This is a genomic window from Lentzea sp. NPDC005914 (genome assembly GCF_040629405.1).
In the GTDB taxonomy this organism is placed as follows: Bacteria; Actinomycetota; Actinomycetes; order Mycobacteriales; family Pseudonocardiaceae; genus Lentzea.
In genome coordinates this window covers 329,455-353,224 of the sequence record NZ_JBEXVQ010000003.1, presented here as the reverse complement: position 1 = coordinate 353,224, position 23,770 = coordinate 329,455, and the positions used below count along the sequence as shown (strand labels likewise).

19 protein-coding genes are annotated in these 23,770 nt (G+C 68.7%); 8 read left to right on the top strand and 11 right to left on the bottom strand.

Annotated elements, in window-relative coordinates; all coding sequences use genetic code 11:
- Positions 1 to 3 precede the first annotated feature (3 nt).
- The gene (locus ABZ345_RS06635) at positions 4 to 3,645 is read left to right on the top strand and encodes a glycoside hydrolase family 3 C-terminal domain-containing protein (protein ID WP_359843671.1); all 3,642 of its coding nucleotides are present in this window, start codon (positions 4 to 6) and stop codon (positions 3,643 to 3,645) included.
- 30 nt (positions 3,646 to 3,675) lie between these two features.
- The gene (locus tag ABZ345_RS06630) at positions 3,676 to 4,812 is read left to right on the top strand and encodes a cellulose-binding domain-containing protein (RefSeq protein WP_359843669.1); all 1,137 of its coding nucleotides are present in this window, start codon (positions 3,676 to 3,678) and stop codon (positions 4,810 to 4,812) included.
- Positions 4,813 to 4,877: 65 nt separating this feature from the next.
- On the opposite strand, the gene ABZ345_RS06625 is transcribed toward ABZ345_RS06630, so the two are convergent.
- From ABZ345_RS06625 to ABZ345_RS06605, 5 genes are all read right to left on the bottom strand, one after another.
- Positions 4,878 to 5,624: a glycoside hydrolase gene (locus ABZ345_RS06625; RefSeq protein ID WP_359843667.1), complete on the bottom strand. Its 747-nt coding sequence runs from the start codon at positions 5,622 to 5,624 to the stop codon at positions 4,878 to 4,880.
- Positions 5,625 to 5,693: 69 nt separating this feature from the next.
- A complete protein-coding gene (locus ABZ345_RS06620; protein ID WP_359843666.1) occupies positions 5,694 to 6,083 on the bottom strand; it encodes a hypothetical protein in 390 nt (129 codons plus the stop codon).
- Positions 6,080 to 7,066 carry a hypothetical protein gene (locus ABZ345_RS06615; RefSeq protein ID WP_359843664.1) on the bottom strand — a complete coding sequence of 329 codons (987 nt, stop codon included), beginning with the start codon at positions 7,064 to 7,066 and terminating at the stop codon, positions 6,080 to 6,082. Before ABZ345_RS06615 ends, ABZ345_RS06620 begins: the two co-directional genes overlap by 4 nt.
- Positions 7,067 to 7,156: 90 nt before the next feature.
- Positions 7,157 to 7,657 carry a MarR family transcriptional regulator gene (locus ABZ345_RS06610; protein ID WP_359843662.1) on the bottom strand — a complete coding sequence of 167 codons (501 nt, stop codon included), beginning with the start codon at positions 7,655 to 7,657 and terminating at the stop codon, positions 7,157 to 7,159.
- Between the two features lie 35 nt (positions 7,658 to 7,692).
- A complete protein-coding gene (locus ABZ345_RS06605; RefSeq protein WP_359843860.1) occupies positions 7,693 to 8,160 on the bottom strand; it encodes a PPOX class F420-dependent oxidoreductase in 468 nt (155 codons plus the stop codon).
- A 120-nt stretch (positions 8,161 to 8,280) separates the two neighbouring features.
- On the opposite strand from ABZ345_RS06605, the gene ABZ345_RS06600 reads away from it, so the two are divergent.
- Positions 8,281 to 8,466, top strand: coding sequence for a hypothetical protein (locus ABZ345_RS06600; protein WP_359843660.1), 186 nt, complete (start codon positions 8,281 to 8,283; stop codon positions 8,464 to 8,466).
- Positions 8,467 to 8,523: 57 nt separating this feature from the next.
- Here the strand turns inward: ABZ345_RS06600 and ABZ345_RS06595 are convergent, their stop codons facing one another.
- A complete protein-coding gene (locus tag ABZ345_RS06595) occupies positions 8,524 to 8,982 on the bottom strand; it encodes a DUF2076 family protein (RefSeq protein WP_359843658.1) in 459 nt (152 codons plus the stop codon).
- A 326-nt stretch (positions 8,983 to 9,308) separates the two neighbouring features.
- Between ABZ345_RS06595 and ABZ345_RS06590 the strand changes: the two genes are divergently transcribed.
- Entirely contained in the window at positions 9,309 to 9,599 is a 291-nt protein-coding gene (locus ABZ345_RS06590; protein ID WP_359843657.1) for a DUF4342 domain-containing protein, read from the top strand.
- A gap of 86 nt (positions 9,600 to 9,685) precedes the next feature.
- Here the strand turns inward: ABZ345_RS06590 and ABZ345_RS06585 are convergent, their stop codons facing one another.
- On the bottom strand, positions 9,686 to 11,584 hold the full coding sequence (locus ABZ345_RS06585) for a hypothetical protein (protein ID WP_359843655.1): 1,899 nt from the start codon (positions 11,582 to 11,584) through the stop codon (positions 9,686 to 9,688).
- Positions 11,585 to 12,047: 463 nt separating this feature from the next.
- Here ABZ345_RS06585 and ABZ345_RS06580 point away from each other — a divergent pair, with 463 nt between their 5' ends.
- The gene (locus tag ABZ345_RS06580) at positions 12,048 to 12,620 is read left to right on the top strand and encodes a helix-turn-helix domain-containing protein (RefSeq protein WP_359843653.1); all 573 of its coding nucleotides are present in this window, start codon (positions 12,048 to 12,050) and stop codon (positions 12,618 to 12,620) included.
- Between the two features lie 6 nt (positions 12,621 to 12,626).
- Positions 12,627 to 14,726 (top strand): tetratricopeptide repeat protein, encoded by a 2,100-nt coding sequence (locus ABZ345_RS06575; protein ID WP_359843651.1) that lies wholly within the window; start codon positions 12,627 to 12,629, stop codon positions 14,724 to 14,726.
- On the opposite strand, the gene ABZ345_RS06570 is transcribed toward ABZ345_RS06575, so the two are convergent.
- Both ABZ345_RS06570 and ABZ345_RS06565 read right to left on the bottom strand, forming a co-directional pair.
- Positions 14,639 to 14,992: a hypothetical protein gene (locus tag ABZ345_RS06570; RefSeq protein WP_359843649.1), complete on the bottom strand. Its 354-nt coding sequence runs from the start codon at positions 14,990 to 14,992 to the stop codon at positions 14,639 to 14,641. The genes ABZ345_RS06575 and ABZ345_RS06570 overlap by 88 nt on opposite strands.
- Positions 14,989 to 16,179 carry a hypothetical protein gene (locus ABZ345_RS06565; RefSeq protein WP_359843647.1) on the bottom strand — a complete coding sequence of 397 codons (1,191 nt, stop codon included), beginning with the start codon at positions 16,177 to 16,179 and terminating at the stop codon, positions 14,989 to 14,991. Before ABZ345_RS06565 ends, ABZ345_RS06570 begins: the two co-directional genes overlap by 4 nt.
- Positions 16,180 to 16,333: 154 nt before the next feature.
- Here ABZ345_RS06565 and ABZ345_RS06560 point away from each other — a divergent pair, with 154 nt between their 5' ends.
- Complete coding sequence (locus ABZ345_RS06560) at positions 16,334 to 19,252, top strand: BTAD domain-containing putative transcriptional regulator (protein ID WP_359843645.1); 2,919 nt, start codon at positions 16,334 to 16,336, stop codon at positions 19,250 to 19,252.
- Between the two features lie 287 nt (positions 19,253 to 19,539).
- On the opposite strand, the gene ABZ345_RS06555 is transcribed toward ABZ345_RS06560, so the two are convergent.
- On the bottom strand, positions 19,540 to 19,749 hold the full coding sequence (locus tag ABZ345_RS06555) for a hypothetical protein (RefSeq protein WP_359843643.1): 210 nt from the start codon (positions 19,747 to 19,749) through the stop codon (positions 19,540 to 19,542).
- A gap of 7 nt (positions 19,750 to 19,756) precedes the next feature.
- Positions 19,757 to 21,814: an NACHT domain-containing protein gene (locus ABZ345_RS06550; RefSeq protein ID WP_359843641.1), complete on the bottom strand. Its 2,058-nt coding sequence runs from the start codon at positions 21,812 to 21,814 to the stop codon at positions 19,757 to 19,759.
- Between the two features lie 388 nt (positions 21,815 to 22,202).
- On the opposite strand from ABZ345_RS06550, the gene ABZ345_RS06545 reads away from it, so the two are divergent.
- Positions 22,203 to 23,768, top strand: a complete 1,566-nt coding sequence (locus ABZ345_RS06545) for a protein kinase (protein ID WP_359843639.1) — start codon at positions 22,203 to 22,205, stop codon at positions 23,766 to 23,768.
- The last annotated feature ends 2 nt before the right edge of the window (positions 23,769 to 23,770 follow it).

Below are 23,770 nucleotides of genomic sequence, written 5' to 3'. Positions count from 1 at the left end.
CTCATGTCCGCAGTCCCCAACGGTCGCCGCCGTGGGTGGGCAGCCATAGCCGCGGTGCTGGTCGCGGCACTCGTGGTGCCCGCCGTGCCGGCCCAGGGCCGAAGCGAGCGACCGGTCTACCTGGACACCCGGCACACCTTCGCCGAGCGAGCCGCGGACCTGGTGTCGCGCATGACGTTGAGCGAGAAGGTGCTGCAGCTGCGCACCAACAGCGCTCCCGCCATCCCGCGGCTCGGCGTGCAGCAGTACACGTACTGGAGCGAAGGCCAGCACGGGCTCAACCTGCTCGGCGCCGACACGAACAACGGCGGCGCGGTCGGCGGCGTGCACGCCACGAGCTTCCCGACGAACTTCGCGAGCTCCATGTCGTGGGATCCCGAGCTGATGTACCAGGCGACGACGGCGATCTCCGACGAGGCCCGCGGCGCGCTGGACAAGTCGCTGTGGGGCGTGGCGCAGAACAACATCGGCCCGGACAAGGCGAACTACGGCTCGCTGACCTACTGGGCGCCGACCGTGAACATGGACCGCGACCCGCGGTGGGGCCGCAACGACGAGGCGTTCGGGGAGGACCCGCACCTGGTCGCCAGGATGGCCGGAGCGTTCGTCAACGGCTACCAGGGTCAGACCCGCAGTGGACAGCCCCTGTCGCGGTACCTGAAGGTCGCGGCCACCGCGAAGCACTTCGCGCTCAACGACGTCGAGAACGACCGGCACGCGGACAGCTCGGACACGACCGACGCGAACATCCGCGACTACTACACCGCGCAGTTCCGCAGCCTGATCGAGGACGCGCGCGTCTCCGGGCTCATGACGTCGTACAACGCGGTCAACGGCACCCCGGCCCCCGCCGACACCTACATCACGAACGCGTTGGCGCAACGGACTTACGGCTTCCACGGCTACAGCACGTCCGACTGCGGTGCCGTCGGTGACGTTTACGCGCCGGGCAGCCACAACTGGGCGCCGCCCGGCTGGACCACCTCCACCGTCAACGGCACGGCGGTCTGGACGAACACCGCGACCGGGGCCAAGGTCTCCGGTGCCGCGGGTGGCCAGGCGTACGCGTTGCGCGCGGGCACTCAGCTCAACTGCACGGGCGCGGAAGCCACTGTCGCCAACATCCAGGAGGCGATCAACGCGGGCGTGCTCAGCGAGGCCGTCATCGACGACGCGCTGGTGCACGTGTTCACCACGCGCATGCGGACCGGCGAGTTCGACCCGGCCGGCAGCGTGCCCTACACCAAGATCACCAAGGACGAGATCGAACACCCGTCGCACCAGGCACTGGCCGCCAAGATCGCGGCGAACTCGTTGGTGCTGCTGAAGAACGACGCGGTGCCCGGCACGAGCGCCAAGCTGCTGCCGGCCGACCCGGCGAAGCTGAACAACGTCGTGATCGTCGGCGACCTGGCCGGCGTGGTCACCCTGGGCGGCTACTCCGGCGACCCGTCGGTCCAGGTGAGTCCGGTGCAGGGCATCACCTCGGCGGTCAAGGCCGCGAACCCCGGTGCCACCGTCACCTTCGACGCCTGCGGCACGTCCACGACAGCGACGACCCCGGCGAACTGCAAGGCGGAGACCCTGGCCGCCATCTCCTCCGCCGACCTGGTGATCGTGTTCGCCGGCACCGACACGAACCTGGCGACCGAGGGCAAGGACCGCACCACCATCGCCATGCCGAGCGCCTACCGCTCGTTGATCGACCAGGTCGGCGCCGTCGGCAACCACCGGATGGCGCTGGCGATCCAGGCGAACGGCCCGGTGACCGTCGACGACGTGAAGGGCACCTTCCCGGCCATCCTGTTCAGCGGCTACAACGGGCAAAGTCAGGGCACCGCGCTGGCCGACGTGCTGCTGGGCAAGCAGAACCCGAGCGGGCACTTGAACTTCACCTGGTACAAGGACGACACGCAGCTGCCGGACGTGAAGAACTACGGGCTCACCCCGTCCCAGACCGGCGGTATCGGCCGCACGTACCAGTACTTCACCGGCACACCCTCGTATCCGTTCGGTTTCGGCGGCAGCTACACCACGTTCGCCTACTCGCACGTGACGACGAACGCGCGGACGGCCACCGCGGACGGCCGTGTGACCGTGCACGCCGACGTCACCAACACCGGCTCGGTGCCGGGCGCCACCGTGGCCCAGGTGTACGCGGCGACGCCGTTCACCGTGCCCGGCGTGGAACTGCCGCGCAAACGACTGGCCGGATTCCAGAAGACGGCCGTGCTGGCACCCGGCCAGACGCAGCACGTCGCGGTCCAGGTCCGGATCAGCGATCTGTCGTTCTGGGACCAGCAGCAACGGAAGCAGACCGTCTACAACGGACAGTACGTGTTCGGGGCGGCCGCGGACGCCGAGCACGTCGTCACCTCGCGTCCGGTGGCGGTGACGGGGAAGATCAAACCGCACGTCCAGTACGTCACCGTGCAGCCCGCCCAGGTGGTGTTCGCGCCGGGCCAGAGCATCGACCTGGCCGGCAAGAACCCGTGGATCGCCGACACCACAGGGCATCCGGCTGACCACGTGACCCCGGACAGGATCGTTGAGGCGGTCAACAACGACGAGTCGTTCGTCGACCTGACGAAGGCGCACGTCACCTACCGCAGCAGCGACCAGAAGGTGGCCACGGTCAGCCGGACCGGCAAGGTCACCACGGTGGCACCCGGAGTGGCGACCATCAGCGTCACCGTCAACGGCGTCACCGGCACGACACCGGTCGTGGTCAAGCAGCCGTTCACGCTCAGCGCGCCGACGCGGGTGTCACCGGGCACGGCCTTCACCGCCACCACCACGTTGCCCAACCCGGCGAACGCCCGGCCGCTGCGCGACGTCGTGATGTCGCTCGACGCGCCGACCGGATGGACCGTCCAGGCCACCACACCGTCGAGGTTCGCCACCGTCGCACCGGGGCAGACCGTGCGCACCACGTGGCAGGTGACCGCGCCCGCCACGACACAACCCGGCAAGTTCGCCGTCACGGCCAAGGCGGCGTTCACCTCGGTCAACGGCCGCGGCGACTCGAGCGACTCGGCCGCCCTGATCCTGCCGCACGCTCCGTATCCCTCGCTGGCGGCGGCCTTCGACAACGTCGGCATCACCGACGACGCGAACACCGCCCCCGGCAACCTCGACGGCGGCGGCGCCAGCTTCTCCGCCCAGGCACTGGCCGCCGCCACGCCCAGTCTCACCCCCGGTGCCACGTTCGTCCACAACGGACTGACGTTCACCTGGCCGAGTTCTCAGCCGGGCACCAAGGACAACGTGGTGGCCGGTGGTGCGGCCGGTGGTCAGATCATCGAGATGTCCGGCTCCGGCAAGACCCTCGGCCTGATCGGCACCGGTGACTACGGCAGCCCGTCGGGCAGCGCGACGGTGACCTACACCGACGGCACCACCGAGTCCCACACCGTCTCCTTCGCGGACTGGTGGGCCAACGCGGCCACCGGCGGCGACATCCTCACCACCGTGCCGTACCTGAACAACAGCAACGGCCAGCAGAACCAGCGGGTGAGTCTCTACTACGCCCCGATTCCGCTGCAGGCGGGCAAAACGGTGCGGTACCTGACTTTGCCGGACATCAGCAACGGTGCGAACAAGGGCGAGGCGGCGATGCACATCTTCAGCGTCGCCATCGGCTGACCAGGACAGGAGAGGCACATGCACCGAAGCATGAGCGGTGTCTTGATCATGGCCGCGGCGGCTGTGGCGGGGGCGGCCATGATCGCGAGTCCCGTCTCCGTGCACGCGGTCGACGCGCCGGCGTGCGTGGTCGGCTACCAGGTCGACCAGTGGAGCAACGGTTTCGTCGCACAGGTGAAGGTGACCAACAACGCCGCGCCTGTCGACGGCTGGACGCTGACGTGGACCTTCGCCGGTGACCAGCACGTCACCTCCGGGTGGAGCGCCGACCTCGCGCAGTCCGGCAAGGTCGTGACCGCGCGAAACCAGGCGTTCAACCGCGGCATCGCCACGGGCGCGTCCGTCCAATTCGGATTCCAGGCGACCTTCCAGGGCACCAACGACACACCGACGGACTTCGCCCTCAACGGCGTGCGATGCAACGACACCAGCCCGCCGACGACAACTACAACAACTACTACTACGACACCACAACTACCACCACCTGGTTGTCCGAGCGGCGGGTTCTGCGACGGCTTCGAGAACCAGACCGGGACGACGCCGGGCGGTGACTGGTCGCTGATGTTCCCGAACTGCCAGGGAACCGGGACCGCGAGCGTCGACAGCTCGACGGCACGCAGCGGCACGAAGTCCGTCCGGATCGACGGCCGGGCCGGCTACTGCAACCACGTGTTCCTCGCGATGTCCAAAGGCACGAGCGGATCCGGTCTGTACACGCGGTTCTACGTGCGGCACACCACCGCGCTGCCGGAGCAGCACGTGACCTTCGTGGCCATGAAGGACACCGCTGACGGCGGCAAGGACCTGCGGATGGGCGGGCAAAACCGTGCCCTGCAGTGGAACCGCGAGTCCGACGACGCCACGTTGCCCGAGCAGAGCCCCGCCGGGGTCGCCCAGAGCACCCCGCTGGCGGTGAACCAGTGGACCTGCGTGGAGTTCGGGATCACCGGCTCGGAACTGCGGACCTGGGTCAACGGCACCGAGGTGGCGGGTCTGCGCGCGGACGGCGTGCCCACGCCGGACGTGGACGCGCAGTGGCTGCGCCGCAGCGGATGGCGGCCGGCCCTGAGCAATTTCCGGCTCGGCTGGGAAAGTTACGGCAGCGGTGACGACACGCTGTGGTTCGACGACGTCGTGATGGCGGCGTCGCGGGTCGGGTGCTCCTGAGGCTTCACGCGCGGCCGGCACGGTCAGGTGGGCGGGTTCTGACCGTGCCGGCGTTGGTCACGCGGTCAGTTCACCGTGGCCGAGAAGTTGTCCACGGCCAGGCCGACGCCGCCGTTCCACGGCTCGAATCCGGCCTGGATGCTGGTGAGATACCAGGAGTTGGTGATCGCTCCGCGGGCGCGCACGTCGTTGATGAAGTCGAGCACGTTGAACGACCACGAGTTGAGCGGCGACGGCGCGACGTAGGAGATGACGTTGTTGGACCCGTTGCTGCCGCGCCACACCTGCCAGCCGCGGCCGCCGATCGTGGTGTTGCCGACGACGCTGCCGATGGGCTGGATCGGCCCCTGGCGGTTGAACCAGATCATGATCTCCATCTGGTTCACGCCGTTGGTCTTCGGCGTGGGGTCGAGCCAGATGTCGTACGCGGCGTCGTAGGTGCCGCCGGTGTACCGGTAGGAGATCGAGGACGAGGCGTTGCGGATCCGGCTGACCTGCATCGGCAGGGTCGAGCCGGGGGAGCAGTTCGTGTAGTGGCAACCGAGGAAGACCGACGGGTACGACACCGGGGCGCCGTTGGTCGGGCTGGAACCCTGTTGCGTGGTGATCCGGAAGCCGGTCGACGTGACGTTGATGCACTGCTGTGCCGAGGTGCCCCACCGGTTGTTCTGGACCACGTAGCGGCCCTGGATGGTGGTCGAGCCGTACTGGTCGCAGATGGTCGTGTCTGCTTCCGCCGAGCCTGAGGTCGCGACGAAGATGCTCGCGACCAGCGCGCCCGCGGCAGTGAGGGCACGGATGTTCCTTCGCATGAAGACTCCTCTTGCAGGGTTCTGGGAGCGCTCCCAGAATACCGGGGCGTCAACGCCTCCTGCGCGGCTTCATGCTCGGGTCGGTGCTTCGACGAACCGCCGCTCGTCCGCGTCCCAGGACAACCGGGCGCCGTCGAACCACGCCCGCCACCGCGCGTGAGCGGTCTTCCCGACGGTGTCCCACCAGTCCGGGCGCCCCTGGAAGCTCTCGACGAGCTTCTCCTCACGGCCGGTCATCGCCGCGAGGAGAACCTGGGCGGCCCAGGCCCGGGACGGGTCTTCGAGCAGCCCAATCAGCCCTTCGGCGACGCTGATGTCGCCTGACTCGGCCAACTCCCGGAGTTCGGGCGGGCCGAGGACGACCACCCGCCGTTCGAGCGTGGCCGAGCTCGATCCGTGCGGTCGCATGGTGGCGAACACGACCTCGTCGCGGCCGACGACGTCCAGTCGCCCGTTCACGGTCGGCCGCCCGCGTCCGGCACGCCCGCGTCCGCCGGGGCGCGGTGCAGGTCTCGGTACTGCCTCATGTAGAACTCCTCGGTGGTGAGGCCGCGGTTGTTGCCCGACGTGTACCGCCGCCGCAGCACCTGGTCCACCAACTGCGCCTGGGTCAGCCGGCCGCTTTCGATCTGACGGTATTCGGAGACGTAGTTCTCCGCGTCGTAGCGGTTCAGTCGGCGACCGCCGCCCATCGCCCGTTTCGAGTCGAGCCAGACCCGTGCGGTCCGGAGCATTCCTTCGACTTCCTGCTCGATGTTCCTCCTGGCGAACTGCCGCGCGGTGATCGTGCCCGCCGTCGCACTGGCGTCCAGCGCGGCGAACGCCGGTCGGCGGATGGCGTTGTTCAGCTCGAACAGGAATTTGGTCATCTGCACGACGGGATCGGTGTGGGCGCGCGGCACGTACACCTGGTTCCCGACGGTGTACGCCCACGCGTTGTGCGCGGGACCGTCTTCGGCGAAGCCGCCGAAGTGGACACCCGCGACCTCCGCCTCGCGCACCAGCCGCAGCGCCTCGTCGCCGCGCCTGACCAGCTCCGCCGCGTCGCGGAAGCTCCCCGCGAACTCGCTGAGCAGGTGAGGTGTCAGCAGAGCGAGGTTGGAGCCCGGTCCGACACCGGGACGCGCGACCGCCGCGTCGTGAAGCTGCCTGACCTGGGCGACGGTGCGTGCGGCCAGCCGCGTGCGGATGTCGTCGGGGCTGCACCCGTTGAGGTGGAGGGCCGCGTCCGACCAGTTCGGCGACGCGTTGGCGACCTCGGCGTCGTAGCTCTCGCGGGCGGACTGACGTTGCACCACGATCTCGCGCTGAAGAAACGCGGTCAGGTTGCGGTTGCCGACGGCCGACCCGAGGTGGGCAACCGCGTGCGGTAGCGCGTGCACCGCTCCGTGTGCGCTCGCTGTTTCGGGCGCACGACCGTGGTGGCGCAAGTGCTCGGGCACAGCTCTACGGTGGTGGCCGGTCCTGCTGATCGAACCGTCCTGCCGCGCGCACTTGAAGGCCGGTCGTATCGCCCTTTCGGGCACTGCCGGTCAGGTCTCCAGCCACTCCGGACGCGTCGCGGAACCGGGATCGAGCCGGCCGAGGATGCGTTCGTGGGCGTTGTGCAGCTGGCCCAGTTGCGCCGGGTCGAGGGCGTCCACGACCAGTTCGCGGACCGTGGCGAGGTGACCGGGCGCGGCCTGCTCGACGGCGGCCATGCCCTCGTCGGTGAGGACCGCGCGGCTGGCCCGGCCGTCGTCGGGATCGGGTTCGCGGCGCAGGAGGCCGCGAGCCTCCAGCCGTTTCACGACGTTCGACAGGCGTGACAGCGACGCGCTGGTGAGCTGCGCCAGCCGGCTGAGCCGCAGGGCCCGGTCGGGAAGCTCGGAGAGCATCGACAGGACGTGGTACTCGAAGAACGTCAGGCCGGCGTCGCGTTCGAGCTGGGCGTCGAGCGTGGCGGGAAGCCGGGTCAGCACGCGCACCATGTCGAGCCAGGCCAGGCGTTGCTCGGAGGTCAGCCACCGGGGGCTGGGGGAGGCCGGGGTCACGCGCCCAATTTACTTGACGCTTGAACCAAACGTACTCACAGGTAAGCGGCGGTGCTGCCGCCGAGGGGGAGCGGAGGCAGGCCGAGCTTGCGGTGGTCCCACGACCGCGTCCGTGCGACGTCGACCCGCACCGCGACGCGTTTGGTGAGCATGAACTCGACCATCGGCCGTGCTTCCTCCGTGTAGGGCCCGGTGTAGCGCTCCCACACGCTCACGCCGACCGCCCACAACGCGTCGGGATCGTCGACGATCGTGGCGTGGCCTTCCAGCGAAACTCCGCGCAACGTGTCGTAGGTGTGGCCCGTCTCGATCATCACGGTGACCCTGTCGTCGCGCCGCAGGTTCACGGCTTTCTGCGACTTGGCCTTGGTCTCGAACCACACGACGCCGTCGATCACCGCGTACCACATCGCGACGAGATGGGGCTGTCCGGACGGAGTGACCGTGGCGAGCGTCGCGACCCGTTGTTCGTTCAGGAACTGGGCGATCTCCTCGTCGGACATCACGATCTGCTCGCGCTGCTTCACTCTCGCAGTCAACCGGAGGAGCCTGACCGTCCGCAAGAGGCAGCGCTCAGTCCACTGTGGACTCATCGTCGCGGGACCGCCGGTAGGCTGCGCGACATGAACAGAAAACTGGTGGTCGGACTCGGGGTCGTGCTGCTCCTCCTCGGCGGGGTGTGGACGGCGCAGGGTCTGGGCTACCTCAAGGGCAGCTTCATGACGGGGCAGCAGCTCTGGACGACGATCGGGCTGTTGTGCGCGTTCGGCGGTCTGATGCTGCTGATTCCCTGGCCGAAGAGGAAATGACGTGGGGAGACGGCCTCGGAGGGGGAGATTCCGAGGCCGTCAGCTCAGGGGCCGCCGCTAGAACAGGTCCCAGCCGCTGTCGCCGCCACCACCCTCGGCCTGGTGCTCCGGTTCGTCGCTGAACACCTCGTTCAACCCGGCGAACAGCAGCGCGCCACCGGCCACACCCGCCGCCGCCACACCGGCGGTCTTCAAGAAGCCGTTGCCCTGCCGTGGCTGCTCGGCCGGGTATCCGTCGTGGCCTTGCCGCGACAGGAAACCGCCCGTCGTCTGAGGCTGGCCGTGGCCGGTGTTCTGGGAGAACGCCGGGTTCGGCGCCTGGGCCGCCCGCGCCTGAAGCGTGCGCAGCGACTCTTCCTGCACCAGGACCGTCTGGACGAGCAGGTACAGCGAGTCCGGCTGAGACGCGATGTACTGCGCGATCAGCTCCGCCGCCTGCGGGTCCTTCGGTGCCGGATGGGCCTGCCGCAACCGGTTGGCCAGGCCGAGGATCAGTTCGCGTTCCTGGTTGTCCACAGGAGGACTCCTTTCATCACCACCATCCTCGGGTCGCGGCACCGTCCGCGGACACCGGTGACCCGGCCTGAAATCCCCGCCACCTGGCCAGTGCCGTCCAGCCGATCGGGGGAGAGCCACCTGGTTCGGCTGTGGCGCCGACGTCTGATGTGGACGGATTCGGCACCGGACACCGCCCTGACCGAGACTCGCGCCCACGTCAGTCCTGAACCCGGGGTGTCTTGAGGGGCAGATCACGGGCAGAGTCAGGGGGAACCCTGATGGCAGCGGTGCCCGGCTGCGGCACGCTGGAGTCGTCAAGGGAGATCCGCAGTTCGAGGAGAGTCATGAGCGAATCCAAGCCGGAGTCCGCCCGCACCGCCGTCGACTCCGTGGTCGACGCAGTTCGCGGCCTGGTCAGCGAGGGCATCAACCGTCGTGTGGTTGTGCGTGACAGCAAGGACGACGTGGTGCTGGAGGTGCCGGTGGCTCTGGGATTGGTCGCAGCGCTGGCCGCCCCGGTGGCCACGACGATCGGCGCCGGTGTCGCGCTGGTGGGCAAGTGCGACATCAAGCTCGAAGACCGCCGCAAGCCCGGCAGCCAGCCGGCGACGACGGTCGAGGCCGACCAGGTGTAGTCCGCGCGAGCGGTGGGGGAAGCAGCAGGTGCCGTCGTCACTGGTGGCGACGGCACTGCTTCGTCTCGGTGGAACGCCGGACGAGCTCACTCCCAGACCGCCCGTGCGAGAGCCTCGTCCAGTCCCGCGGTCGACCAGGGATCGGTGACCAGCAGCTGCGTGGTCGGCAGGTGCCAGTCGCGCTGGACGAAGGACTCAGTTGAAGGTTGCTCCTGATTCGTACAAGAGATTCGCCACCGCAGATAATTCGCCTTGCGTGAGCCGATGTCGGCCAAGCGGCTTTCCTGTTTGACGGAAAGGCCTTCGAAAAGAGTGCTCGACGGCTTTGACGTCACGCAGAGCTCCAGCCCGCGTCCTGGGTGGTACGGCCCTTCAGGGTGGTAAGCCCTCGGCCTGACTCCGTGAGAGTCCTCGATGATGATGCCGGGGCCGAGAACCTTGAAGGCCGGGCACAGCGAATATGTCGACTGGTAAGGGCCTTCCACGGGGTGGCAGGCCGCGGTGGTGCGGACCACGTAGCCGTCCACCGTCCCGTCGAGATCGCGGATCGCCTCGGGTGCCCACTCGGGCCTCAGTGGGAGGACGAGTCCGCGGAACCGCAGGACCTGCCGGGTCACCGTCACGGTCACGGTGAAAGCGGCCGGCGGCAGGGACAGCGTCGCGATGATGTCCACCGCGGTGAACGCGGCTTCGGCGATCAGGAGGTACCGCGTCAGCAGCTTCTTCGCCGCGTTGGCGATGCTGTAGATGGCAGGAGACCTTGCCTGCCAGGCAGCGGGTTCCATCGCCTTCCGCGCCACGTCGAGGATCGTCTCCGGTTGTTCGACGGCACAGCGCGCGAGTGAGGTGAGCGTCTTCGCGATCGCCGGTGCGGTGGGCTGCACGTCCGCGGCTGTGCCCTCAAGGCAGGCGCCCATCAGCACGAAGTCCCACCACCTGGTCTTGTCGTCGAGCACCGACGAGATGGTCCTGCTCACGAGCCCGACCGCGATGGTAGCCAGGTTGATCTTCGCGGCGATGACCGCCTGGCCGGCCAGGGAGTTCTCGTCGAAGCCGAGGTGGACCTGCTGACCGGGTGGCAGCAAATACGTCCGGTTGGTCTCGGCCTCGGGCACCCCGACGGTGCGCAGCGCGTTCACCACGAGGTTGGGCACCCAGGACTCGGCCTGGTCGCCCAGAACGCTTTGCCACGCCCAGGTCGGTGCGACAGGAGCCGTCACGAGCATGGCGGCACCGCGGTTGTTCGCGATCTTGACAACCGCCACTTCGGCGTTCGCGGGATCCGCACCGACGCAGACGCGCATCGGACCGTTCTGGTCATCGAGGAACACGGTCTGCTTTACCCACCTGGGAACCTTGCCCTGGCACGAAGGAGGATCCGCTCTCTGGCCGAAGAAGTCGTTGATCGCGTGGTAGACGTTGCCCGCCACGTCGGTGATCCACTCCTTGAAGCTGAGGTGCGTCACCTCGACGGTGCCCGACCTCCTGTCGGCGGACATGACGGCCTCACGCACCGTCGCCGGCTGGATGTCGCTGGACGCGGTCGCCGGACTCGCGCCGTAGGCCTCGCCGTTGCCGGAGTCGTCGAGCAGGAAGAGCTGTTCTCCTTGCGGCAGCGGCGAGGAGAAGTGGTACGAGAAGACCCAGGGCTTGGCGGGTTGTCCGGTCGACAGCTCGAACACGGCCGCTGCGAGCGAGGTCGGCCCGGTCGGGCCTGCCGATGCGTCAACCGGGCGCACGGTCATCGTCGCATCCGACGACACGCCACCTTCCGGGATGTGGATCGACCAGGTGTCGCTGACCACGACATCCGCGCTTCGGCCGGGCGAGAGGTCGAACGTACGTGGCGGCTCCGGCGCGTCCTGAGCGGAGGCCCTGCCCTGCACCGGGCCGCTCGCGGCGTGAGTCCAGTACGCGTCCAGCGCGGCTGCCATCACGACGAGCACAGTTCCCAGCACCACGCTTCTTCGCGACGGTCTCGCCATGGTCAGCTCCCCACTCGTGTCGGTCACGCACGTCGTCGAGTGACGAGTTGGTGTTACCTGCGAGCCGGAATCCACAGTGGACGAGATGACAGCTGGCGGCGAATTCGGACGAGTTTCGGTGACTGTCAACGGCTTGGAATAAAGGCATGTTCCCATTGGCACCAGATCGTGTGACACGTGGGCGCTGGGAGTCCGTTACCGCGCTCAGTATCGTCTTGTCCGGCCACCCGCCGGAAACCTGCGGGGTTGTCGTCTGCCCGTGACCGTGCTCTCAACGCTTTGCGTTCGTTGCGCCTGAACAGGTGAACTACAAGTCCCTGCGTCCGGCCGTAACAGGAGCAAAGCCTTGTCCGATTGCACGAGTACGCATCATCCTGACCTGCACGCGGTGCGTGACCTGCGAGACCGGGGGGCTCCGACGATGCCAGGGGACGGCGAATCAAAGTCTCAGTCCGATGTGCAGTTGGACTCGTTTCAGGACCTTGAGGCCTATCAGCCCGCGCTCGGCAGACATCTGGTGCGGTTGCGGGAGAGTTCCGGTATCGCCCGGGAAGAGGCCGCCAGCATGATCGGCGTCAGCACTGACACGTTGCGCTCGTTCGAAGACGCCACCTGGCGCCCGTCGATGACGCGTGTGGTGCGTCTGGCGCGGCTCTACGGAACCGATCCGCTGGAGATGCTCGCGGAGGTCACCAAGAGCATCCGCCCTCAGACGCCGAACGACGACCGGTTGCTGCACGGGTTGTTGCTGTTCTGCGGCATCACGCCCGAGCAGTTGGCGAGCGATTTCTCGATTTCGGCGGCGGAGCCGCAGCCCGGCGACCAACCGCTCGGCGACATGCTCAGGCACCTCCGCAGCGACCATCCGCTGCGGCTGCGCGGCGGCCTGATGATTCGCCGCGAATACGAGGCCGGCAAAAGCATTCGGGCGCTCAGCAGGAAACACGGGCTGTCGTTCGGCACGGTGAGAGCACTTCTCGTCGAAGCCGGCACCAGGTTGCGCGGTCAAGGTGGAGCCCACACCGGCGGTCAGTGAGGCGCCGTGCCGGAACGAACAGAGGTCCAGAACCACGCCCAGGGCGTCGTCCACGGTTCTGTCGTGCAGGCCGGGACGATTCACGGTGGTCTGCACATTCATGAGAGAGCCGGCACACCGATCCCGCGGCAGCTCCCCGCTCCGCCGGCGCGGTTCAGCGGGCGGGGCGACGAACTGGCTGTGCTGGAGGCCGCGCGGCGGGCGTCTGGCGGCGAACGGCCGGCGATCGTGGTGCTGACCGGTCCTGCCGGCGTGGGCAAGACCGCGCTGTCGTTGCGCTGGGCGAGGTCGCTGGACTTGCCGGACGGCCAGTTGTTCGTGGACCTCAACGGATTCAGCCTCGACGAGCCGACCGATCCCGGTGACGCGCTCGGATCGTTCCTGCGCGCGCTGGGGACACCACCGGATCGGGTGCCGATCCACTTGGCAGAGCAGGCGGCGCTGTACCGGTCGCTGACAGCGGACAAGGCCTTGCTGGTGGTTCTGGACAACGCACTCTCCGCCGCGCAGGCGCGAGTGCTGTTCCCGGCCTCACCAGCGAGTGTGGTGGTCGTCAACAGCCGGAGCAGGTTGACCGGACTGGTCACCGACGGTGCCTGCCTCGTCGAAGTGGGACCGCTCCCACCGTCGGCCGCCGTGTCGATGCTGACGGCGACCGTCGGCGAGAGCCGGGTGTCCAAGGAGAGAAAACGATCCGAAGACCTGGTGGCGTTGTGTGGTGGTCTGCCCATCGCCATCCGTGTCGCCGCAGCACGTCTGCTGGTCCGGTCGCGATGGTCCGTGGGCAGGATCTACGACGAGCTCGCGGCCGAGCAGTCGAGGCTCGCGAGGTTGTCAGCGTCCGGGGAGCTGTCCGTGCAGGCTTGTTTCGATCTCTCGTACAAGATGCTCACACCCGCCGCGGCGAAGTTGTACCGCCGGCTGAGCCTGCACCCCGACGGGGAGTTCTGCGGCGAGGTCGCCTCCGCCGCCGTGGCCGGTGACGCGGACGCACTCCTGGAGTCGTTGCTGGAGGCCAGTCTCATCGAAGAACCCGCGGAAGAGCGCTACAGGTTCCACAACCTCCTGCGCCTGCACGCCCAGCAACAGCTGCAGCTGGACGAGTCTGCGGAGGAGGTGCGGGCGACGCTCCGCCGCATCGCCGAGTGGTACCTCGCCACGGCGCGAAAAGCGGACGAAGTCCTTACGCCGTACCGAGAACGACTTTCCTATGCGCACTCGGAGCCGCCGCTGAAGGTGCGTTCGTTCTCCGGACGCGACGAGGCACTGGCCTGGCTGGAGCAGGAGCGGTCGACCCTGATCGCGGTGAGCAAAGCCGCACTGCACAACGGGTTTGCCGAGCTCGCCTGGAGCCTGGCGGACGCGCTTTGGCCGCTCTTCCTGCTGTGCAAGCACTATCGCGACCGGCTCACGGTGGACGAGCTCGGCGTCGAAGCGGCCCGGTTGTGGGGTAACAGGTTCGCGGAGGCGGACATGCGCAAGCGCCTCGGCCGGGCTTACACGATCGCGGGGAGGTACGACGACGCGGAACACGAGTACACCGCGTCGATGCGGTTGTGGGCGGCTCTCGGCAACCAACGCGCACTGTGCGACACCGGCAGGAGTTTCGCTCGCCTGTACTGGGACACCGGCCGGCTGGAAGAGGCCCGCGCGCAGTACGAACGAGTAGCCGCGACGGCTGAGGAACTCGGCGCGCCGCGGCTGCTCGGCCTGACGTTGGTCAACCTCGGGCTGGTCCTGCTGGACCTGGACCGGCCGGAGGGAGCGGTGGCCGGTCTCGCCCGTGCCCGCCAGATCCTCGGCGAGGCAGCGGAATCCGACCCCTACAACGCCGCACGGGCGCTGGTCGCGTCAGCGGTGGCGCTGTGCCGCACCGGTGCCCTCGCTTCCGCTGAGGAGGCAGCGGCAGAGGGGATGCGGGCGATGACCTCGCTCGGCTCCCTGCACGGCCAAGCCGAGGCTCATCTGGCCCTCGGCGAGATCGCCGGTGCTGCAGGAGAAACAGCACGCGCACGTGGTCATTTCCAGGAGGCGGAGGAGGCGTTTCGCTCGCTGGGTTCCGCCACGGCCGGCATCGCGCGGGAACGGCTGGACGCGCTGGGCTGACCGGCGCCTGCCCACCACTGGTACACGTCCTCCACCAGCCCTGCCCGCGTGCGAACGGTGAAAGCCTGGCCCTGTCGTGAGACGAATGCGGTGAGGCCGCCGTGTAGCTCCACCACGACCAGCGTGAGACCGGGCAGTTGGGCGAACACCCCGCGCGCCCAATCGACGTCCACGCTGGGCGCGGACGTCAGGATGACGTCCGCGAGTGCGCAGGCTCGTGGCAGACGGCCGTCGACCGCCTCCAGCACCACCGGGTCGGGCGTCATGGCCGGTGCCAGGCGTGCGGGACGGGCACGGGGGCCGGTCCGCGGTGCGCACCAGGTTGGGGCAGGTCCAGCAACCGGTAGAGAGCCCGCCGCAGGTTGGCCGCCGCACGAGTGGGCCGTGCGGACACTGCCTCCGCGATGGCTGTTGCCGCCTCGGCGCTGTCCCGCAGCTGGTCCAGGACCGGTCGGTCGAGCCGGAGCCGTGGCGCGAGCCCGGCGAGCCTGGCCTGGGGCGCGATGTCGGCCACCGCGAGCTGCGGTGGTGACTCGACGAGGAGCACCGGTCTGCCGATAGCGGCCGCGTAGGTCGCAGTGGAGCCGTGGTCTCCCAACGCGTAGTCCGCGGCCACGAGCACCGCCCGCCAGTCGAGGTCAGGCGGAAACAACACCAACCCGGCGTCGACGCAGTCGGACAGCCAGGCCCTCACCTGCCGCGGGCCGTGGCCGAACCACACGGCGGGATGGATGAGCACCGCGACGCGAAAGCGGTCGGACGGTAGTTCACTGAGCAACCGCGGCAGCAGATCGAGGTGCATGCCGAACAGCGACCCCGCGCCCCAGGTGGACGCCACGACGAGGAGCTCCTGCTCGGGCGTCACCCCCAGGGCCTCGCGGTAGTCATCACGGCGAGAAAGACTCGCGACGAGCCGGTCGTAGCAGAGGTCCCCGATCACCTCCGCCACGTCGACGGCTTCCGGGCACTGCTCCCTCAGGACGTCCAACTGCTGGTCGTGGGACAACACAACCAGTTGCGCGACGGGCTTTCCGTTGTGCAGCAGACGCTGGCCGTCCAGGCCGTAGGGACGCATGGTCCCGGAAACCGTCCGTCCCTTCGCATACCCCGCCCCGTGCGGCATCACCACGACCGGAGCGTGCACCTGGTGCAGCGAGCCGTACGCGCAGGCGAGAGCCAGGTCGAAGCTCTCACGCCTGGCCTGTTCCCACGGCAGCACGACTCCGCCGGTGGACCGGAGGAAGTCGGCCACGCCGTTGCCGAACGCGTCGGGTGCCTGCGTCCACACCACCTGCACGCGCCAGTCGGACTCCAGAAGTTCCACCGCTTCGAGCAACCGCTCGCAGCTGGTGACCGTGTGCCCGACGGCGAGCACCGTCCGGCAGTTCCGCCGCGTGACCCACCGGTCCGCGTTGATTCCCACCGGTACGTCAAGCCACTCCGTTGCGCCCATGCCCGACCTGCTTTCCATATCGAGGAGAAATCCAGGAGTCGATGGAGAGCATCCGGGTGACTTTTGCCGGTGAACTTGCAGTTCGGTTGCAGAAAGGTTCCTCGTCGCTGGCGATCGCCGTTAAGGTTTGTTGCGCAAAAAGGGAGGTGGCTTTGTGGCGTTCACGATCCTCGGTCCCACCACCCTGCGCGTGGGCACCAAGCCCGCGAACCTCGGAGCGCTGAAACAGCGTGCACTCCTGGCCGTGCTGCTGCTCAACGTCGCCCGTCCGGTTTCGGTGGACACCCTGCTCCAGGTCCTCTGGCCGGACCGCGACCGGGCCAGCGCGCGCAAGAACCTGCAGGTGCAGATCAGCCGAATGCGAAAGGCGCTTGTCAATTCAGGCGTCCAGTTTCGAGTTCGTCGCGAGGGCGACGCATATCGCCTGGATCTGGATTCCGATCTTGTCGACTATCACCGATTCGGTCGTTTGACCGCGGCCGGCCGGGCCGCGAACTCGGCCGGTGATCATTGGCGGGCGAAACGGCTTCTGTCCGAGGCGATCGACCTGTGGAGTGGAATTCCGCTCGCGGACGTGCGTGGTGAATGGGGGACCGAAAAGCGGTCTGCAATGGTGGCCAACGACCTGTTGCGCGCCTACCACGCGTTGTTCGAAGCTCAGCTGCGGCTGTCTGAACACGTCGATGTCCTGCAGCAACTGGTGGTGCTGACCGAGCAGCACCCGCTGGACGAGACGCTGGCCCGGTTCCGGATGCTGGCGATGGAGGGCTTGGGCGACCGCAACGGCGCGACCGCGTTCTACGTCCAGTTCCGGCGGCTTCTGCTCAGCGAGTACGGCAGCCCCCCGGCGCTGGAACTGGAACGCCTTTACACCCGGATGCTCGAAGGACCCTGCGACGCCCAGGACGAACCGAAGCCACCGGACCCGCCGGCACACGACTTCCCCAGCCAGCGCGGGCTGTTCACGGGGAGGGTGGCGCTGCTGGACCGGCTGGACACCTTCCTCGACACGCGGACGTACTCGCACCCGCCCGCCGTCGTGCTGCACGGCATGCCCGCGGTCGGCAAGACCAGGCTGGCGGTGCACTGGGCCAACCTGCGCCGAGAGCACTTCCCGGACGGCAGGGTGATCCTGGACATGCGGGGCTACGGACCCGACGAACCGCTCACCGCGGGCAACGCGCTGTCGCTGCTCCTCGAACGGCTGGGGGTGCCCGCGGACCAGATCCCGATCGCCGCCGAGCACAGGTCGCGGGCGCTGCGCAGGGCTCTGGCCGGCCGCAAGGTGTTGCTGGTGCTGGACAACGTGCGCGACCCGGAGCAGGTGCGGTCACTGCTGGACGCGGCCGCGGAGTCGTTCGTCCTGCTGACGAGCCGCGACAGGCTGCCCGACCTCGTGATCAACGAAGGGGCGTACGCGATCACCGTGCCGGAGATGGCACCCGACGAGTGCGCGGAACTCCTCCAGAGCATGATCGGGCACGAGCGCGTGGCGCAGGATCGGCCGGGGTTGTACGAGCTCACGCGGTTGTCCGGCGGTCTCCCACTCGCCTTGAAGATCATCGGACAGCACGTCGCCGACCGCCCGCAGGAGACACTGGCGGACCTGGCCGGGCAGTTCCGGGCGCACCGCGTGCTCATCTCGGGCGACGAGGACGACTCCGACACGCACAGCCTGCACGCGGCGTTCTCCTGGTCGTACGAGGCACTCGCGCCGGATACCGCACGGGTGTTCCGCGCTGTCGGTCTGCATCCCGGGCCTCGCCTGCACGAGGACACCGCCGCCGCGCTCGCCGACATCACGTCCTCGAAGGCGAACCGGTGCCTGAAGCTGCTCGCCAGAGTGCATCTGCTGGACCACGACATCGCCAACCGGTTCCGGTTTCACGACCTGCTCCACGAATACGCGGGTGAGCGCGCGCGAGAAGTCGATGCGCCGGGGCAGCGGCATCAGGCGATTGAGCGGTTGCTGACCTGGTACACGCAGACGGCCATCGACGTGTTCGCCCAGCTCTCCCCGCAGAGCCCTCCGGTGCCGCCTTTGCCCGCCTCGTGCGCGGTGGTGGACCGCGTGATCTTCTCCACCGACGGGGCGGTGCTGGAGTGGTGTGCCCTCGAGCGGGAGAACGTCGTCGCGGTCACGAAGCTCGCGGCGGACAACGAGCTCCACGAGCACGCGTGGCGGTTGCCCGCGGCGTTGCAGGAGGTGTTCGAGCGGTCGGGGTACCACGACGACATGCTCGCCTGTCACGAAATCGCGCTGGAGTCCGCGAAGTCCACCGGGGACGCGGTGGCCGAGATGGGTACGCGGAACAACTTGGGCCTGCTGTATTTCAACGTGCATCGACTCGACGACGCGTACCGGCAGTTCACGGCGAGTCTGAAGATGGCCAGGCAGGCCGGCTTCGAGTGGTGCGAGGCCGTGAGCCTGAACAACATGGGCATAGTCCACTTCGAACGCGGCGATGACCGCACGGCGCTTCGGTACTACCAGGAGTCACTTCCGATTCACCGCCGGCTGGGGTTGCGCGAGGGCGAGGGGTTCCAGTTCCACCGCATGGGCATGGCGCTGCACCGGCTCGGTGAGTTCGAGGAAGCGAGGGCGTCTTACCTCGAGGCGTTGAGGATCCGGCTGGAGATCGGGCACGTGCGGGGCCAGGGCACGACGCTCACGGCGCTCGCCGCTCTGCACCAGGAACTGGGTGAGCCGGAGATCGCCTTGGAGTACTGCCACCAGGGACTGCGGGCGCACCGCACGACCGGCGACCGCGTTGAGACGTGCCGGGCGCAGTGCACCCTCGCGGCAATCGAGTACGACCTGGGCGAACTGGACCTGGCGCGCGAGCACGCGGGCCAGGCGGCCAGCCTGGCTGAGCAGCTCCACGAGCTCGGCGAAGCCACGAAAGCACACCACCTCATGGGGCACGCGTTGAGTGTTCTGGGTGATCAGCAGGCTGCTGCTGCCGCGTGGTTGCGGGCATTGGACCTCTGCCCGTCTTCCGCAGCGCTGACGCGCGACACGCTCCGCGCGCACCTAGGCTTCGAAGATCCACTGAATGGCGGCACCGCCTAGGTCCGAATGGCTCAAGCTCCTGGTATGCAAGGGTTTCTGGCCGCGTCCATGATCGGATTCGCGCACCCCGGTTGAGGGGTCCAAAAGAGACACGCCTAAGCTCGTTCTCGTGACCACGATCAAAGCGACTTCTTGCGCCCCGAGCGAGTGCGACTGGTGGGCGTGGTGGATCAAGTGCGGCTGACTCCTCGTGGAGGGGCGTGTCCTTCCGGTTGAACCGGCAGGGCACGCCACTCCGCTGTGGACCGTCCTGCTGCCACGGGTTCCGGTCGTAGCGTCCACATAGGTCAGAACGAGTACCGGGCGAGGAACGCGTCGAGAACGGTCGGTTCGCCGAGGCGTGGGGAGTCGACCATCAGCCCCGCCGAGTCCGCGACCTCGGCCACCCGCAGCAGTTGGCCGAGGTTCTCCACATCGTCGTCGATGACGGCACTGAGCTCGTCGGCGTAGGCCCTTCGCGGGGCCGCCGGGGACCGTTTCGCTGCCCGAGCGGGCAAGGCCGGTTCAGGACGCGCGGGTCAGCAGCCAGTCCTGCAACGCCCGGTGCCGGAACTGGTCGTCGTTGCCCGTCGCCCGGATGAGCCCCGCTGTGTGCGCCCAGTCCAGGAACGCGGCCGGCCGGGCAGGGAACAGGAAGTTGCGCGTCAGCAGGTGGATCAGGCAGGCCACGACGTACGTGGGCCAGACCGTCGTGCCCACCGCACCGAGCCCGGCGAGCAGGCCCAGGCCCGCGCACATGCCGAGGAGGTCCGGGCGGAAGAACGCACCGGCGAGAGCGCCGATAGCCGTGGCCCCGCACAGCATGACGGCCGTGCAGACGAGTCCCTGGGCGACGAACTCGCGACGGCCGCGCGCCTGGGGGTTGAGGTCGACACCGCGAACCAGGCCGTACACGGTCCCGGCCGCCGCGAACTCCAGGGCGGTGTACCCGACCGCCAGGCTCAGGTTGGAGCTGTGCCGCAGGAGTCCGAACACCAGACCTCCGAAGGCACCTACGGCCGCGCCCGCGACGAGCCACTCACCTACCGATCGCAGCAAGCGGGTCCACGTGTGGCGATGACGCAGCTGCCGCAGGTCGAGCCGGGGCGCGGTGGAGTTTCCGAACATCGGCAGAACTCCGCCGAACGCGACGAACCCGCCGATCGTCCGGTACAGCTCTTCATTTCCGTGCAGCTCCGGCGGCACGAGCGGCACCACCACCTGACCGGCGACGAGAACCGCGATCGCAAAGCCGGCCAGGACGGTCACCACACGCACGAACCGGCCCAGCACGGCGCGCCGCAGGTCCGTCACGTTGAAGCTGTTGCCGACCTGGGTCCGGCCCGGCCGCGTCGCGAGGTGGTGCGCCACAACAGTGAGCCAGCGGGCCACCTGCGCCGGCGTGTACCGGCCGTCTCGCCGGGCCACGGTCCTGAGGTACCGCTCGAAGATCGCCTCTTCGATTCCCTCCGAGGTGTCCGGAACAGGTGAGCCGGCCAGTCGGAGATCAATCAGCAGCGACAGGTGCAACGGCGACCGCAGCGTGTCGGCGAAGCGATCGCCGGGCTCCTGCCGTCGAAGCCGCTCTAGAACCGCCTGCCAGGGTTCCAGCGCTCCGGCGAACCGCCGTTCGATCTCGGCGATCACGGTGGCGGGCTCCAGCGGCAGGATCTCGATCACCCGCGCGTCGGCCAGCCAGGTTCGCTGCTCGCCGGAACCGCGCGCGAGGTCGATGTACCTGCTCGTCTGACACGTGAGCACGACGGGCCGCCGCCCGAGCCGCCCGGACAGCGGGTGGTTCAGGACGTCGATGATGTCCATCGCCCGCTGCGGAACGGCCGCCGGGGCGTCGACCTCGTCGAGCCCGTCCAGCACCACGACGATCCGGCCGTCCTCGACCAGCCGTCGTGCGAGTGCCCGCAGCACACCCGCCTGGGCGATCTTGTGCACCAGCCAGTCGTCGAACAGGCCGGCCGCCCTCGGCAGGTCCCGATGACCGCCGCCCTCGAACAACGGGGGAGCGTCGACCAGGTTCACGCGGACCGGAAAGCAACCGCCTCCGGCCATCGCCCTGGCGGCCAGCGACTGGGTGAGCTGCATGGCCGTGATCGACTTACCGGCGCCCGCCGCGCCCAGGATCACCAGACGCCGCTGCGACAACAACTCGTCGAACCCGGTCCGGTGATCAGGCAGCGGTCCGCCGGGCTGCCAGTCCGCCCACCGGACGTGCAGCTGCTGGTCGCTCTCGTCCTGGCCGTACCGGGCGAGCGGGTGCCGCACGAGCTGGTCGAGCGCGGCCTCGTCCTGCCGCCACACCGTCTCGGCGAGCCGCAGCCCCGCCTCGAGCACCGGGTCGCGGTCAGCCGATCGCTCGGAACCGGCCGACGCGGTCTCGCCGCCCGCTCCCGACAGCACTTGAAAGGCGACTGCGAGCGCTACCAGGCCGAGCAGGCCACCGGCGAGCCACCAGCTGAACCCGCCGCCGGTGAGGATGTTGGTCACGAGCCCGATGAGAACCGTCAGCACCAGGAGCACGCTCGGACCGGCGGCGACGATCCGTCGTCTGCGCGCCCGATCCGGCATGGACCGAGTCTAGGACGACTCTCGCGGGTCGAGTGCGAGCGTTTCCCGTCGATGAGCTCCATGCGGCCGTGCTCCCTCGCCTTCTTCCGGCATCCGGACGCGAACCAGGAGGTCGTCACGAGAACACCCCAGCCATCAGGTCAGGCCGGGCGTCCAATGTGGACACAGCGTCGAATCCCTTGACGAAGGAGTATCGACACGACGGCGTTCAGGTGCCGTGTGCACGCTTCCGTTCCTTGCCGTCGGCGTCCGCCACGTGAGCCATCGAGGTTCGGGTCTGTGATGCCGAATCGCACTGTGCGTGACTTTGTAGGCTGCCGCGGGTGGAACCCGTGGCGGTCGGCGCGCGTCGACTCGAACGGACAAGGGCGCTCGGGACACGAGGACGATGACGGAAGAGACGTTCGGGCCGTATCGGATCGAGCAGTTGCTCGGCCGGGGTGGAATGGGCGAGGTGCACCGGGCCTACGACATGGCGCACGACCGGTTCGTGGCGCTCAAAAGGTTGTCGCCCGGCTACCACGACGACGAGGAGTACCGCGCCCGCTTCCGTCGTGAGGCGCGGATCGTCGCACGGCTGCGCGAACCGCACGTCATCCCGATTCACGCTTACGGCGAGATCGACGACCGGCTTTACCTGGACATGCGGCTCGTGGAGGGTCGTGACCTGTCGGAGGTGATCCGCGAGGGGGCCGTGGAGCCGGCGCGTGCCGTGCGCATCGTCGAGCAGGTGGCGAGCGCCTTGGACGCCGCGCACGCCGACGGGCTCGTGCACCGCGACGTGAAGCCGTCGAACATCCTCGTGACCGCCGGCGACTTCGTGTACCTGGTGGACTTCGGCATCGCCCGCAGCGTCTCGCCGTCCGCGACGGGTCTGACGGCGACCGGCTCGGTGGTCGGCACCCTCGACTACATGGCCCCGGAACGCTTCGAAAGCGGCCCGGTGGACGGCCGCGCGGACGTGTACGCCCTGGCCTGCGTCCTGTTCGCCTGCCTGGTGGGCAGGCGCCCGTTCACCGCGGAGGGCACCGCGGCCCAGATCTGGGCACACCTCAACGAAGCGCCGCCCAAGGCGTCCCCGCTGAACCCGGCGGTCCCGGCCGCGCTGGACGACGTCATCGCGAGGGGCATGGCCAAGAACCCCGCCGACCGTTACGCCACCGCGGGAGCGCTCGCACGGGCAGCAGCCCAGGCCCTGACTCCTGTGCCCACGCCGCAGTTCCCTCAGCCACCGGCCTCCCAGACCGTCCCCGTGCACCACCAGCCGTACCCGCCCACTCGCACCCAGCCCAGCCCGGCCAAGCGGGCAGCCCTCGTCGGCGGCGTCCTCGCTGCGGTGGTCGGGATCGTCGCGACGGCGCTGATCATCGCCAACGGCGACAAGACGCGCGGGTCGGGCACGTCCAGCAGCACGACGAGCAGCAGCACCACCAGCAGCACGACCAGCAGTGCGTCTGCGACCACCACAACGCGGTCGCCACAGGTCGACGCGCTGCTGGCCGCCCTGCCGGCCGTCTACCGGAACACGGCCGAACCCTGCGTGCCCACCACTCCCGACAGCGGCGCGGTCGCCGCCGTTCGCTGCACCGGCACGACCTCCTGGGCCCCCAGGTATCCGCCGCCGGACGAGGCCGAGTTCCGGCTGTTCGGCGACCGCGCCACCCAGGACGCGTACTTCCAGGCGTTGGTGACCAGCCGGGGCATCCCGCGGATCGACGAGCGCGGCGGGTGCCGGCCCAAATCCGATCCCATCCACTACGCGCTGTACTACCGCGACACCTCCGGCCCGCTGCCCGGCGAGTTCACCACGTGCTTCCTCGCCGACGGCAACGCTCAGGTCTGGTGGGTCGACACCCGCACCCTCACGATCGGCGCGCTGAAAAGGCCGGGTGGCATCGACGTTCTCGACAATCTCGACCTGTGGTGGAACCTCACGATCCTGTCGGAGCTCTGAAA